The 15,174-nt window shown below is 36.6% G+C and carries 11 protein-coding genes and 1 pseudogene; 1 reads left to right on the forward strand and 11 read right to left on the reverse strand.

Annotation, left to right across the window (positions count from 1 at the left end):
* Positions 1-5 precede the first annotated feature (5 nt).
* On the reverse strand, positions 6-248 hold the full coding sequence (locus tag O4O04_RS06150; protein WP_272534875.1) for a hypothetical protein: 243 nt from the start codon (positions 246-248) through the stop codon (positions 6-8).
* A 34-nt stretch (positions 249-282) separates the two neighbouring features.
* Positions 283-1,122 (reverse strand): hypothetical protein, encoded by an 840-nt coding sequence (locus O4O04_RS06155; protein WP_272534876.1) that lies wholly within the window; start codon positions 1,120-1,122, stop codon positions 283-285.
* A 42-nt stretch (positions 1,123-1,164) separates the two neighbouring features.
* On the opposite strand from O4O04_RS06155, the gene asd reads away from it, so the two are divergent.
* The gene (gene asd / locus O4O04_RS06160; protein WP_272534878.1) at positions 1,165-3,408 is read left to right on the forward strand and encodes an archaetidylserine decarboxylase; all 2,244 of its coding nucleotides are present in this window, start codon (positions 1,165-1,167) and stop codon (positions 3,406-3,408) included.
* A gap of 147 nt (positions 3,409-3,555) precedes the next feature.
* On the opposite strand, the gene O4O04_RS06165 is transcribed toward asd, so the two are convergent.
* From O4O04_RS06165 to O4O04_RS06205, 9 genes and pseudogenes are all read right to left on the reverse strand, one after another.
* On the reverse strand, positions 3,556-6,276 hold the full coding sequence (locus O4O04_RS06165; protein ID WP_272534880.1) for a TonB-dependent receptor plug domain-containing protein: 2,721 nt from the start codon (positions 6,274-6,276) through the stop codon (positions 3,556-3,558).
* A complete protein-coding gene (locus tag O4O04_RS06170) occupies positions 6,273-6,554 on the reverse strand; it encodes a hypothetical protein (protein ID WP_272534882.1) in 282 nt (93 codons plus the stop codon). The genes O4O04_RS06165 and O4O04_RS06170 overlap by 4 nt, the downstream gene beginning before the upstream one ends.
* A gap of 72 nt (positions 6,555-6,626) precedes the next feature.
* Positions 6,627-7,109 carry a glutathione peroxidase gene (locus tag O4O04_RS06175; RefSeq protein ID WP_272534883.1) on the reverse strand — a complete coding sequence of 161 codons (483 nt, stop codon included), beginning with the start codon at positions 7,107-7,109 and terminating at the stop codon, positions 6,627-6,629.
* A gap of 45 nt (positions 7,110-7,154) precedes the next feature.
* Positions 7,155-8,420 carry a sterol desaturase family protein gene (locus tag O4O04_RS06180; RefSeq protein ID WP_272534884.1) on the reverse strand — a complete coding sequence of 422 codons (1,266 nt, stop codon included), beginning with the start codon at positions 8,418-8,420 and terminating at the stop codon, positions 7,155-7,157.
* 166 nt (positions 8,421-8,586) lie between these two features.
* The gene (locus tag O4O04_RS06185; protein WP_272534886.1) at positions 8,587-9,372 is read right to left on the reverse strand and encodes an rRNA adenine N-6-methyltransferase family protein; all 786 of its coding nucleotides are present in this window, start codon (positions 9,370-9,372) and stop codon (positions 8,587-8,589) included.
* Complete coding sequence (locus O4O04_RS06190) at positions 9,365-11,719, reverse strand: ComEC/Rec2 family competence protein (RefSeq protein WP_272534887.1); 2,355 nt, start codon at positions 11,717-11,719, stop codon at positions 9,365-9,367. Before O4O04_RS06190 ends, O4O04_RS06185 begins: the two co-directional genes overlap by 8 nt.
* Before the next feature lie 42 nt (positions 11,720-11,761).
* Positions 11,762-12,733: a tryptophan--tRNA ligase gene (trpS, locus tag O4O04_RS06195; protein ID WP_272534888.1), complete on the reverse strand. Its 972-nt coding sequence runs from the start codon at positions 12,731-12,733 to the stop codon at positions 11,762-11,764.
* Between the two features lie 2 nt (positions 12,734-12,735).
* Positions 12,736-14,625: a hypothetical protein gene (locus O4O04_RS06200; RefSeq protein WP_272534889.1), complete on the reverse strand. Its 1,890-nt coding sequence runs from the start codon at positions 14,623-14,625 to the stop codon at positions 12,736-12,738.
* 3 nt (positions 14,626-14,628) lie between these two features.
* A pseudogene (locus tag O4O04_RS06205) lies at positions 14,629-15,164 on the reverse strand (LolA family protein); the annotation flags it as partial.
* Between the last annotated feature and the right edge of the window lie 10 nt (positions 15,165-15,174).

Consider the following 15,174-nt stretch of genomic DNA (forward strand, 5'->3'; position numbering starts at 1 on the left):
GAGAATTATTTAGAGCCGAATAATTGCGTACGAAATGCATCCAGTACTTCTTGAGTTCCTGTTAGGATAAGATCAACTTGATCTTTATCCATATCGTAGACAACATTTGCTCTTAGAAAATCAGTGAATTCATCGGAGGAAATTTTGCCAGAGTCAAAAGTCTCTTTTAGAAAATTGTACCAGCCAGCCAAAATAATCTTCTGATGTGATAGCTCTTTTGTTGGTATGGTAATTGCTTTCTGTGACATTTCAACTTCAATTCACTTAGATTTGGAAGGGGAGTCAATAAGAAAATCTTAGCATACCTGAAAAATACAAACTGGTATAACTTGTATTCATATCCAAACTTCTAGCAAATTGATTTGTTAAAACTATTGAATCAACAGCTCTAGATTGTGACAAAGGTGTGGTTCTTCCATCTTCACGAATATAAAAAGTTGCAGCGGAGCCATTCCAAGACCCAGAGAATGAAGCGACTTGGTTGACTCCAACTAAGATTCCGAATTGAATCAGAAAAAGCTCGCTTACACGATAATTCAAACTCGCTTCCGCTCTAAAAGATATTCCATTTCCACGAAGAGTTCCTTTCTGCGGAAAATACTCTGAAGCAGAAATAGCGTATCCATCGGATCTCCACCAAGTCTCATTGGCACCAAATCCCATTCCACCTTCAATTCCCCAATTTTTATGGAAGTCCCATAAATAATGGTATGTGAATATTAAGTAGTTCGTGTAGAGATTGAAATTGAGTCTTGTATAAAAACCATCACTGGTCAATTCTGTGAGACTCGATTTATCATATTGCAAAGTTCCTAGAGCGATTCCAAATCTTTGGTTATCTCCAATTCCTGTTCTTAATAACAATTCACCAGTTGTCATGGTGCGGAATCCATCTACTTGACTTCTTGAGTAGACACCAGGCTGGAAAGTAGATGTAAAACTTTCCAAATTATTTTCGAAGCGATCTTTCGCTCGAAATCCAAGTCCCGCCCTGAATCCCACTTCGATCAGTCCCGATTCTTCATCACCTCGGTTCACCATGCCAGGTTGTAGGACAATTTGACTAAGCAAATTACTAGTAATTCCAAAGGATATAAATAGAATGAATAAGATTCTTGACACAGGGTTACTCTCAACCAGCTTGAGAAATTGAGCTAAAACTGCATGGATAAAAATATATTTAACACTACACAATTTGGATTTCTCGGACAAGACATCCTGAATCCGTACTTCTATCTCTTAATTTTCGCTGGATTGTATATGACTGTTCGACTTGGGTTTCCCCAATTTCGTTTCCTTTTTCTCTCAATGAAAATTTTAACAGGCAATATGGACGAAAAGGGCTCAAAAGGCCAAATTGTTCATTCACAATCCTTCTTCGCTGGAGTTGGTTCATCCTTGTTGTTGGGCTCATTTTTAGGAACCGCTCTTGCCCTTATGGTCGGCGGTATCGGTGCTATGGTCTGGATCTGGATCGCTGCAATTGTAATCATGCCACTTAGATTCGTTTCATCTACGCTTGCCATTCGGTTTAGACAAAAGTTACCAAGCGGAAGATATCTATCCGGACCAATGTATTTTATAGAGAAAGCGTTAAAGGCAAAATGGCTTGCGATGGCTTTTGGTTTTGGTTCTGTCGTCACGGTTTTGTTATTCGGGGCAGTTTATCCGATGATTGCGGTAACTTATATTTCGCAGCAAGGATTGCAGGTCAAAGGTATGGCTATGCCCATTGTGATTGCAGCAGCCCTTGTCTTATTGGTTCTAGGTGGGATTCGTCGTGTGGGTAAAGCTGCAGGATACATTGCACCTGCAGGTATCGTGCTTTTTGTTACATCATTTTTTATTCTGTTTTCGGGACAGGATATGGTGGGAGCTTTTTTCTCAACCATTTTCCACGAAGCATTTCGTATTGAGTCGATTGCAGCAGGTGGATTTTTTCTTCTATTCAAAACTATGGCTGGATCAACAGGTCTGTTTTTCCTTTCTACAGAAACTGGTGTTGGCAAAAGTGCTGGAGTCTCAGGAGTTGTCCGAACAGATTATCCAGCTAAACATGGTTTGGTGAGCATGCTTGCAACTTTTGCTGAGAGTTTTATATTTGCACCTATTTTTGCTTATATACTTTATACTAACGGTGCCATATCAACTGGTGATCAGATAGAGTTTTATATCGGATTGCTTTCTAAACCTTTAGAAATTGGTTCCTTATTTCTATATACTTCTTTGATTCTATTTGGTCTTTTATCGCTTGCTGGATGGTTCTATACTGGAGAACAAAATTCTTTCTATGTGATGGGCGATCGATTCTCTAATATTTTTAGAGTTCTATTCGTTGCAACACTACTTGCAACCTCGTTTCTGATCGGTCGCTATGGATATGAAGTGCTTCCTTATTTCTTTAATATTGGATTTACGGCGGCTGTCATTACATCTTTTCCTTTGATTCTATCGCTTGCTCTCATGGTTAAGCAAGCTCGTCTAGAATTGAATAAATTTATCACAGAATCTGGTGCAAGATACGAAGTTATAAAAGATTTCTATCTTGTGCTACTATCTATATTACCGAAAAATTTTATTTCTAAGCTTTTTGGACTTTTTTCTATGATGAATCTTCCGAGATTTATCATGATCCCGATCTTGAAGGCATTTGCCAAAACATACAAAATCAATTTGGATGAAGCGGAACTTGAAATTCAAGAATACAACTCATTGAATCAATTCTTTACAAGAGCATTGCGAGCCGAAGCAAGAATTATTGATTCTGCAGACAATGCAATTGTAAGCCCTGTGGATGCGAGGATTACTGCTTATGGAGAGATCCGTGAGTCTTCGGTGATTCAAGCGAAAGGAATTGATTATTCGGTTACTGACTTAATTGGCTCAGATAAGTATAAGAAAGATTTTATCAATGGCAAATTTATGACCTTCTACTTATCTCCACAGGACTATCATAGAATTCATAGCCCATCGTATGGCAAAGTGTTAGGTTATTATTATGAACCAGGTAAATTATTTCCTGTAAATGATTTAGCTGTTTTGAATATTCAGAGTTTATTCCCAAAAAATGAGCGATTGATTACATTTTTACAGACTGAATATGGCAAGATCGCAGTTGTTAAGGTCGGTGCATCCAACGTTGGTAAAATTAGGGTAACCTACGATAACAAAATTGTTACGAATAGTTGGATTCGTTTTTCCAAAGAGGTAACTTACAAGGATGTGTCGATTCTAATTGACAAAGGTGGAGAGTTGGGTCGATTCGAAATGGGTTCAACTGTAATCCTTGTATTCGAAAAAGATACAATTGATTTTGTCGACAATATTGTGTTAAATGACAAGACGCAATATGGCAATGTTGTAGGTTATTTTCGAAAGAAGATTATGAGTTTGCCTAAGAACTCTTAAGAGTTTTCGAATTCAGATTCAGTTCTCTGTGATATGGATGATTCAATAGAAGCGCAGGTTTCAATCTTACTTGATAACTGAATTTGGATTTAGCTGTTCGTAAATTTTTCCGAATTAGTATTTCTCAAGAACCTGACTAGATTGATTCTAGAATTTTACTTCGATTCCGAAGTGAATCATCGGATAGTATATTTTCCTTCCGCCATTAAAACTCCCTTGGATATAGGGAGAGTTCAATGTATCGTAATTGTAAGTTGGATTGGCATTGGAGAAGGTAAGTGTATTATCATAGAATTCGGATATAGGATTTCTTCTTCCATATAAATTGAGAAACTCAAGATACCAGTTCATGTATCCCCATCCATAGTGAAAGAATCGATCTAGTCTAACATCTAATTGGTGAGTGGATGGAAGTCTATGGTTGTTGTAGTCTTCTGAGTATTCTGGGATGTATAAATTGAGTCCAAAAGTTGCAGCTTGACCCACGCGACTTGATCCCGTTAGCTTCGTAACAGGAACACTTGTAGCATACCGAAACCGACCTCCCAATTGCCAGTCTTGAGAAAGTTTCCATCCGAAAACAACACTCAAGATATGAGTTCGATCCAGGTCATACAATCGTTCTCGATCATTGTTGTATAGAAATTCATAGCTATCATCATCGTAGACATTTATATAGCCTTCTTTTATGACAGTTTGGTATCGAAGTTCTTTACCGAAATTATCCCTTGCTCGGTCTGTTGTTTCGTCTTCTGTTAGATTCGGTTGGTTGTTGTTTCTTTTAGTAATAGAATTGCTATACGAAATCCAGCCAAACCATCCAGATACTCGGCTCTGATCTGGATTCTTTCTAAGGAAAATTTCCACTCCTTCAGAATATCCATAACCACGGTTCGAATAACCAAGTCCTCTGGTTTCAAAAGGTTGTTCTTGGACAGATTCAAATCTTTCTACAAAATCTCGCGGATTATTCTTCAATGCATAAGGGTTTTGTATATAACTATCATTAACAACTATATCACGGAAGACGTTTCTGAAACCTTCTATTTTTATTGAGTATCGATTCGCGATTTCTTGACTGATGCCAACAACACTATGTTCGGCGGATTCCATTCCCAATTTTGAATTGCCTGATTTCAGGGAAATCTGTTCGATTCCAACAGGAGCGATTCGAAAGATACCCGAACCTGCTTGGATTGTGGTGTTGGTCTTCTCAAAAGTATAGGCAATAGAACCTCTAGGACTGTTTTTCTTTTCATTTGTTAGGTTGTAATTATCATAGCGAGTTCCTGCGATTATGAGTAAATTCTCATATTTGAATTTTGCTTCCAAGAAAGCTCCTCGTTCCCGGGTAAGAATTCCATCTCCATCTACCAATGCTCGAAAGCTAGGACTAGAATTCAGAAGATCATCAAAAACTTCTGCAAATAGGCTACTTTGTGAAGTAATATTCTCAGCTTTAAGTCCAATATTCCTTTCACGAAAATTCCCTCCAGCTTCAATGCTAAATGGCTCGAAAATCTGCAATAGGATAGAATTTTCTACAAAATATAAATCTTGTGTGGTTGTATTATTGAGTCCAAAAACATTTTCAGCGGTAACTGGACTATCGAATTTGATCTCATAGTATTCTTTGAAACTGTTTCGTGAAGCCCGAAAATTATGGCGGATCCAATTATTGATTTTCCATTCATGAGCAAAACCTTGAGTATAGAATTGACGATCCAATCCAACTGGAGGCCTATTGTCTGGATTGCCATTGTTTCGTTCAAAATCTGCTTGGGTTCGGCTGTAGCCTTGAATATCTCGAGCACCCAAAAACGTAAGACTGATTGTATGGTCTTGTCCCAATTTAGTTGCGAATTTCCATTGGAAATCTTGAAAATCTGCATACTTCGAATCTTCAGGGATACCTTGCGGATAGACTTGAAGCAGAAAAATATTTGGATAAGATTTTCTCGCACCAACTAACATATAACTTCCTTCCCAGAGCGGTGTCTCTACGTAGGCATCCGATAAGAATGTATTGAGATTCAAAACAACTTTTTTCTTATTCACTTCTTTTTTGGATTCAACGTTGATGATACCACCGGTCGCATAACCATAACGAACCGAATAGGCTCCGGTCAAAATTTCAAGATCAGATATTATGTTATTATTAAAGACACTGGATTGACCACCGAGATGGAAAGGATAACTTACTGGGAGACCATCAAAATAGGTTTGGTTAGCTCTTGGTCCTGCACCTCGAAGCACAAAATCACCTCGATCACTATTGGAATAAGGAAGTCCCGTCAAATTTACGTTAAACTGTGGAGTGGGATTGAGTCCAATGGGAATGCCAGGTAATATTCCTGGAAGAGTTTGAATCGCTTTGAGAGAGTCGCCTTGGGTTCCGGGCATACGCTTGATCTCTTCTTGCGACAGTGAATAACTTGATAGATTGGATTTGTCTTTGAGACCTTTGACTTCTATTCCTTGGGTTTCGTTGGTCGAGAAAAGGTTGAATTTCTGTCCGCTAAATTGAACATCAATCGTTCTTTTATCTATCCCACCGGTTCCTAAAATTCGAATATTGTATTTTCCTTTATTGGGAACTGAAGTTGATAGCTTACCAATTTTGTTTGTTTGAAATCTTTTGCCTAACTCTAGAACGATGATCTCTGTCTCAGCAAGTGGTTCGTTTCCAACTTTATCTATAACAGTGATTTCAATCTTAAGTTCATTGGCTTGAGCCAATAGTTGATTGGAAATAAAATAATTTATTATAAATATAATAATAATTGCCTTGAGAATTTTAGTAAAAGTATCCAAGATAAAATATGTCTTGGATTTAAAATAATTAATTATATTAGGTAAAGATTTCAAAATATCCTCAAGCATGCCCAAGGATAGGCTCTAAATGGACAAGAGACAGCAAGCATTGCTCTCTCACATTCTTCAACTTCATTTGCAGGTCTCTCCGCTGTAAACCAGAGCGGAATTTCTGGGCGGCTTCCACATTGATCTGCTTTAAAGTCTATAATTGGTTGGATACGAGTTGTGATTTCCCATGACGTTAGGCGATCATTGTTGATACATGACAAAGATGAGAAATAATGAAAGCAGATCAATCCCAGAAGATAGAGGACTCGTTTGGTTTCCATTCTGAGACCAAAATCTTCTGGATGTTAAATCGTGCCTAGAGAAATAAAGCTAAAGAACTTGATTTTACTGAACTACAGTATCTTTTCGATGTCCTTTTCGATATCTTCTGGCTTCGTTGAGGAGCCGTAGCGTTCTAGAACTTTTCCATTTTTATCTACTAAGAATTTTGTAAAATTCCATTTTATATCCTTGGTTCCCAAGAATCCTTTCTTCTGGCTTTTTAGAAAATTATAGAGAGGATGAGTATCTTTTCCATTCACATCTATTTTAGAAAATATGGGAAATTTCAATGAATAATTCATTTGGCAAAAACTTGCAATCTCGCTATCACTTCCAGGTTCCTGGCCACCAAATTGGTTGCAAGGGAAGGCGAGAACTTCTAGTCCTTTGTTCTTAAACTTATCATAAAGATTCTGCAAGCCATCATATTGTGGCGTAAATCCACATTGACTTGCAGTATTTACAATAAGCATTGCTTTGCCTTTATAGTCGCTTAGGCTTTTGGTTTCGCCTTTGTTGTTTTTTACTTCAAAATTGTATATTGATTCACTCATATTGATTTAGACTCAACCTTCTTGATATATAGTCCATTCCAAAATTCATCCAATTAATTCTGGCTCTGAACCCAATTCTCTAAAGATATTTCTTTTAAAAAACATAAACCCAATACTCAATGCTACGATCAATCCTAGACTCGCTATATAGATTGTCTCATTGGTGAAGTAGTACAAAAGTCCAAAACTTGTCAAAAGTCGAAACGGTTCCCAGATCATAGAAATGGATCTGGATTCAAGTATCCATCCAAAGCTTGTGAGGGATAGAGTCACCCAAATTGTGAGAGCAATGATCTGTTCTGGACTCATCTTTCCGACAAATAGTAATCCCATAAAGGATATAATCAATGTTAGAACAAACCAAGCCAGTGTATAAAATTTGATTCCATTTTCTATTCTTGGATCAAATTTAACATATTTCTTAGGATCCACTTCAGGTGGCTTCAAAAAGACCGCTTGCTCACCTTCTTTCATTGGAGGAATCCAACCCGGTGGCTTGAACCATACTTTGATTTTGTTTGTGATTCCTTTTGCTTTCCAGCTCATTTTTGCAATTTCTAAGAGATAGTGGAAATTCGCCCAGACAGGATTGAAGCTTCCTAGTGGCTTGACAGTACCGTAAACACATTCCTCTTCTTCTTGTTGAAAAGTTCCGAACAATCTGTCCCAAATAATGAATATTCCGCCATGATTACGGTCAATGTATTTCGGATTGATTGCGTGATGCACCCTATGGTGCGCCGGTGTTGATAGTATGAATTCACCTACAGTACCTATAGACTTGACTGCTTTTGTATGAACCCAGAATTGATAGATCAAATTGATCTGACCTGCAGCAAGGAATACCCAAGGATTGAATCCAATAATCGCTAAGGGAAGATAAAATATCCAGGATAAGAATCCACCAATGCCAGATTGTCGTAGAGCAACGATTAGGTTGTATTCTTCCGAAGTATGGTGAATCACATGTCCAGACCAGAAAAGATTGACTTCATGTGAGACACGGTGAAACCAATAGTAACAGAAATCCCATAGTATTATACAAGCAATCCATCCGACAACAGATTCAATGGGAATTGTAGCTAAGCGGAAGTTCTCATAGAGATAAAAATATGCAAAGAGAGAAACACCCTTTTGGAACAGTCCCCAAAGTTGAGATAGGATTCCAGTTGAGAGATCTGTAATAGAGTCGTTGATTCGATAATAATTTTTATTCTTGAAGAATCCAATTCCCATCTCTATAAAAATCAATAGGAAAAAAAATGGAATGGCGAAAGTCACATAAGGTGGCGGAATAAAATTTTCTGGCATCGTGAGATGAATGTTAATTCGAATTCAATTCTTTGTCAAGAAAAAGTTTAATGTTTGGAAAATATAGAAATTTGAAGTTAAATAATCTTACCTAAACCAATGAAAAATTATAAATCTATATTTTAGATTTAAGGAATTTTCTTTTAGTCATAGAATATCGATTGTATCATTTCAATTGTTGAATGGAATCTTGAGCAATCCGTATAAACTGTTCAGGTTTTAGTTCTTGCGGTCTTTTGTCTAGCAACCCAGATGATTCAATTTGGTCTAAGAAAAGTTTTCTAAGTACAGAATGTTCAGTATGGTTGGGAAATAAATCTTCCGGAGCTTCTCTTATAGATGTTGAGAGTTTTTTACGTTTGCCCCAAAAGGATGCTCGAAGCAAAGATGAGAAAATTTGAATTTGTTCTTTATTAATGAACAATTGTTCTTTGTGTCGAATCCATAGAATAAAAGCTGAATCAATGCTCGGTGAAGGATAGAAGGATCCTTTCTTCGCTATCTTATATCTTTTAAGAGTTCCGAACCCACGAATAAAGACGGAGAGAGATGATACCTCATCCATAATCCTATCGGCGAATTCTTTCTGCACGAGAAAAAGGAAGCCAGTCATGTCTTCTAGGTTCTCTATGCATCTTGTTAATATTTCCGATGTTATATAATAGGGTAGATTTCCAAATACAAATGATTTTTTGCCATTGAGATTGTCTAGATAGTCAAGGCAGTCTCCTTCGTATAGCATAATATTTGTTTGGTTGTGACCAATCCCTTCACGAAAAATATTACAACTGATTGGATCAATTTCGAAAAGATAGGTTTGCTGGTTCAATTCGAGAATCTTATGGGTCAATGCGCCCAGACCAATTCCAATTTCGGCTAGAGATTCTGTAGTATTCGGAATATCATTCGGTATAGTCTCAAATATTGAATCAACAATATTGCGATCAATCAAATAGTTCTGGCCCCAAGATTTCCGTGGGCTCACTCCCTTCGCTTCCAGAACTTTTCGTATCTCTGTCGGCTTGAAATAAGGAAAATCTTGAGATGTCATTTAAGTTTAGAATTTTCCATTGCTTGGATAACCCAAGCGATTTTTCAGTAGGTAGATCTTTGAGTTTTGACTTTTTTGAGTTTGTTGGATCTTTTTTTATTTCAGGTTTCTGTAATATAATCGTTCCATGCGGATGTTTTTTTGCAATGTATTTGGGAAGCCAATCCGGATCGAATCCAGATTTAAAGAAAAGAAAAGATTCACCTGCAATTGAATAGAAGGAATTTTTCTTTATTTTTACAACCTGTCCTTCGGGAATTTCTAGATGATCGAGTCGAATTTTTCGGGAACCAATTAAGAATTTTAAATCTTTGTTACTTGCAAAACAGAAACTTACGTAGGCAAGACAAGAATAATGATCTATATAGAGATAATCTAAATTTTTGCATGTATAGAAATGGATATTTCGTCTCAGAGATTCTTGATCATTTCCGCAATATCCTCCTAATGATCCGTTTTTGCCTTGTATCAAAAAATACGAATCATTGCTAAGATGATAGATTCCATCTTTCTTCGGATCTCGGATGTCGTTACCTTGCGAATGGCCGTAGATAAAAAAGCCTATGATGAATAGATATCCCAGGAAAAAGCATATTCGATGAAACCATAAATTTTTGACTTTTTGTTCTGTACTTTTCGAGGAATCAGTTTTAGAATATTTATTTTGATTTTTGCTAATAATTTCATAACATAACAATAGAAAAAAACTTATAGCAATAGAATAGATGACTATAGCTTCAAGACTAGCTTCCCAATTTCTATAGAAACCAAAATGATACGATATGAATTTCATTGAGAAGGAAAGAAATTTCAAAGAAGAGTTGAGTAAAACCCAGAGATAGGTAACTAAGCTATGAGGAATGAACCAATCGAGAAATATATTCAGATACAAAAAAGGTAATATGATTGATGTCAGCGGGACAAGAAAAAAATTACTGAGAATTCCACCCCAACTGAAACCTTCAAAATAAGTAAAAGCTGGTAAGAAAGTGCCAAAACTTGCCGCAAGGGTTAAAGTCAAGTTTTGACTTATAATTGTTTTTTTTCCAAAAAATAAAATAGAATCCAATGCAGGTTTCAGGAAGAAAATTCCGGCAACTGCCGAAAAGCTAAGATAGAATCCGATACTACGATACATATCGTCACGAAACAAAAATACAACGAGAGCGCTTGTAAGAAGTAAATCAATCGGTCTGATGGTTCTAAATATCATCTTACTTACTACCAAAGAGAAAGCAAAATAGAAAGCTCGAGTGAGTGATACTGGAAATGCTAAAAGATACAAATAGAACGCAGCTAGAATCAATGGGAAGCTATAAGCTAAGTAATAATTGAATCGGAATAAATACTTTCCAATAAAATATAGAAATCCAATTAGAATTCCAATATGCAATCCTGATGCTGCAAAAAGATGAAGGGTTCCTGATTCTAGAGCTGCTTGGTAGAAATCTCGGTCTAAATATCCTGAATCACCAAAAATCAAACCCATAGCAATTGCTAGTTCATTCTTTTTTAATCCATAGCTTTGTAATTTTGATTCTAGCTTATTTTTTATGGAGATGTTCGGATAATCTATTTCGTCCAGTTGCTTACAATTTTGTATTCGGATGCGAAAATATTTATTTCCAAAGCGGATTAGACTTTTGTGTAAATAGTTTTCATTTTTTAAATCTTGCGGTTGGATTGAATCTGGTAAACACTGCATTTTGTAAATCGATTCTGGTTTATAGATTTGCAATGGAAAATTGAATTGCTTATCCCCATTCTCCCATTTGCTCAGATAGATTCCTTTGCGAATCATCGAGCCAGGTGTGATTGTCCATTCCGAATTATCTTTCTTAAGTAAACTTAAGAATTGATCAAGTGAGTCCTGATTGATTTTTGTTTGAGCGTTTCTATACGCTAGGACAAGGAGACCGATCGAGATTCCAAGAATGAATTTATGAATGTATTTATTATCTCCTTTTATGGAGATTTTTCGGAGGTTGATTTTTTTTAAGATTCGGAATCGATGTAAACTTTCATGGAGAACAAGTAAACTGATCAGAATAAAGGAATATATAAATAATTTAGATTGTATGATTAGAAAAATAGGATCGGAATATTTTAATTTCTGTATTAGAACATTCTCGAGATTAGAAGTTGTGAATTGAGTATTTTCGATTGTATAGGTGGATACCAAAAATTCTGCGAAGAGAATTCCCGCGGCTAAAATCGCGATTCCGGATCGAGGTAGATATTTCTCCACAATTAGGAATTTCCTGATTGGGCGAGACTAAGATTCTATTTATTAAAAAAACTTAAGTTCACCGAGATTTTCTCGGATTTTTTCCAACGTGGGATCTATATAAGATTTTGCCTTAGCTTTACCAGATGCAAGAACTTCTCTTACATAGTCTGGATCATTTTGTAGACTGAGTCTTTTTGTTCGGAAATCTGCAAAATGTTCTAGGATTTTCTCCAACAATTCCTTTTTTACATCGCCATAGCGAAGTCCAGGTGTTCTGAATCGATCAGCTAATAGGAGTTTGTCGTCTTTAGATAAGAATAAAGAATAGATTGCATAGAGAACACTTTTATCTGGATCTTTAGCTTCGTCAATTCCTGCGGAGTCACTTACAATCGACATCACAGCCTTTTTGATTTCTTTCTCAGAATCAAAAAAGTTGATTGTATTGCCGTACGATTTGGACATTTTTGCTCCATCGATTCCAGGGACGAGAGCGGTTCCTTCCTCAATATCCGGTTCTGGAATTGTGAAAACTTCGCCATAAGTTGTATTGAAGCGAATCGCAATGTCTCGAGCAAATTCTAGATGTTGCTTCTGGTCTTTTCCAACGGGAACTTTTTCTGCCTGAAACGCAAGGATATCTGCCGCCATAAGAATAGGGTAGTTGTACAAAGCAGCGGTTGGTGTGATTCCCCGAGCGGTCTTGTCTTTGAATGAATGAGCAAGGGAGAGCTGGCTTGTAATGATCGCCATGCTAAGATACCAAGTGATTTCTGTTACTTCGGGCACATCGGATTGAATCCAAAAAACTGTTTTATTAGGATCAATTCCCAGAGCGAGTAGATCCAATACAGCATTTCTAGTATTCTCCCATTGAATTTTTTTGTCTTTAAACGTTGTTAGAGAATGTAAATTCGCAACAAAAAGAAATAGATTTTCTTTGGATTGATAAGATAGCATTTTCTGAATTGCAGAAAAGTAATTTCCTAAATGCAATTTGCCTGACGATTGGATTCCTGTTAAAACTCTCAAAATTAATTCTCGTCGTAATCCAATGAAGAATCTTCGGCTCCCAATTGATTTTCCGGTTTAGCAGATTTTTCAAAACCTTTACCAGTGAGTCGTTCGTATTCTTTGTTGAGTTGTTGCAATTCATCTTCCAATCTACGATTTTGTGTGAGTTTAGAAGTTGTTAGTTTATCTTTGAAAATTACAGCATAATTAAAAAGAAGCTTACTCATCGTAATGAACACGTCTGAAATCATCATTCCATTGATTCGATCACGAGTAACGATTCTTGAATCATAATGCGGAATAAATCTATGGAGAATTTTTATTTCTTCGATTACTTTTTCTTTGGTTTGATGAATCTTATCTTGCAGAGTTCCTTCCGCTTCATACTGCTTTGCAAGCAAATGGTTCTCGACGATTACATTTAATTTTACAGCAAATTTGCCAAAAAAATCTGCTGCTTCTGCTAATACTCCTAGAATATTACTTGCAATCTGGTCACTTGCTCCTGATGAATAGTCCTTTGAAAATTGACCAAAGCTATATTGAAAGCTTGGGTATTTTCTATTAAAGGCATCTATGGAACGAATGATTGTGTTTATGGTTTCGATTTCAGATTTGAAAAGTCCAGGTTGAATCGCAATCACATCATTTTGTTGGTTCTTATCGCCAACTTTGATATAACCTTCGAGTATACTCACAAAAACAGATTGAAAATCTCGTAATAATAGATATACCAACTTATGCGGCATGGTTTTGTATTGAGCCTTAATTCCGTCCGTATTAACATTTTCTGGATAATGATGAGAAAAATAGTCCTCTATCACCAATCCTAAGAAATCAAAGGAGATCTTACCTTTATCATCAATTTTGAAATAGCGATTCTTTAGTCCAACAAGTTCATCTCTCTTGTGAAGCTTTGTGGAGATTTCATCCGATAACCTTGCAATAGTTAGTTCTACTTCTTTGGTAATTTCTTGTGATGCTTGGAATCGAGTCTCATTGATTGGAGGAACTGCGAGAAGTTTTGTGATATCTTCCCATTCCATCATTTTTTTATGAACAACAATATAGAATGCTTGGATTGCTTCGGTTAATTTGGGTTTGGTGGTCTCTAGGGCGAGTCCGTAGTTTAGCCCAGACAAAATGTTCGCAAGCTTAGCATTTAGTTTCTCATCTTGTTTGACCATTTCTGGAACATGGTCTAGAATAATATCCTTTGAATCTGGTCTAGATATCAATCTTGTATAATACATCTGCATCTTGAGTGATCGATCTAAGAAAACTTCAGGAGAGATTCTATCCAAGAACAAACTATCCAAGGATATAAAAGAATTAAAAAACTTATTAAAATTATTTATTACATTATAGACTAAAGGATTCCAAATTCTCCACCCTTGCTGTTCACAGATTCGTAGAGCCTGAATTGTCGCAATGATCTGATCTTCTTTTAGGTATTTGAAAATTTTCTCAACATTTCCAGATATAGTTGGATTTCGTCCAAACAAACCAATATCAACTGCTTCAGTGTCTTTTGCAAATTTTATAATATTCGCATTCCCGCCGAATAGAACACTTAAGAATCCTCCAGTTACTGGAGCGTCTTTTTTCTTTTTCTTTGGGTCATCGTTTTTCGGTTTATTTTGTTTTGGAGATGCGCTTGTTCCACGATTGCCACTATCTTTTTTCGGTTCAGCTCTTTTAGGTCGGGGAGTCTCTTCTGGAAGCGCAGATTTTGCCCTTAACTGACTTTGGAAATCTTCATCTATTTTTTTGATTAGATCGATTCGAATAAAAACATCATTGGATCTTTGGATTGCATCATCAACTAGCTGTTGCTGCTCAGGAGGTCTTGATTTTCTATATAAATCAGCAAATACTTTATGGGCGTCTGTACGGCTGATTGAATTCAATGACTATTCCTTTTGGTTTAACGGATTCTCTACAATAAGGGAGCTAGCAGGAGGTTGAAAATTGAACAAACTCGAGGACAATCCAATATTGGTTGAGATACCACTGAATATAATTTCGGTAGTTCCCTCCTCAGAATTGAGTTGTTTCATGCGAATCGACCTTGGAAGATTCGATTCATTGAGTGCTATGGAAATTTCGGAATATCTTTTCGTACTAGATTTCAATTTTAGATTTTTGCCTGTGCCTGGAACTTCTTCGTAGCCCGAGACTAAGCCAGCAATTCCGCTTGAATAACCTTTAAGATCTTGTTTAGCGGCGATGCCTCGTTCAGGTGAGTAGAACCATAAGGTTTTGCCATTGGCAGATATTACTCTTCCATCGGAGAATTTAATATGAAGATTACCTGGTTTTTTGTAAGAAAGGGTGCCTGTAATGGATCCGTTTAAAGTGATATTTGCACGAAAGCTATCAAAGGAATTCATCGCACCTATTAAAGCGGATACTTGTCCTGATGATTGGGAATTGATATCCCGCAGACTTCCTAAATA

It is taken from the genome of Leptospira sp. GIMC2001 (genome assembly GCF_028462125.1).
Classification (GTDB): domain Bacteria; phylum Spirochaetota; class Leptospiria; order Leptospirales; family Leptospiraceae.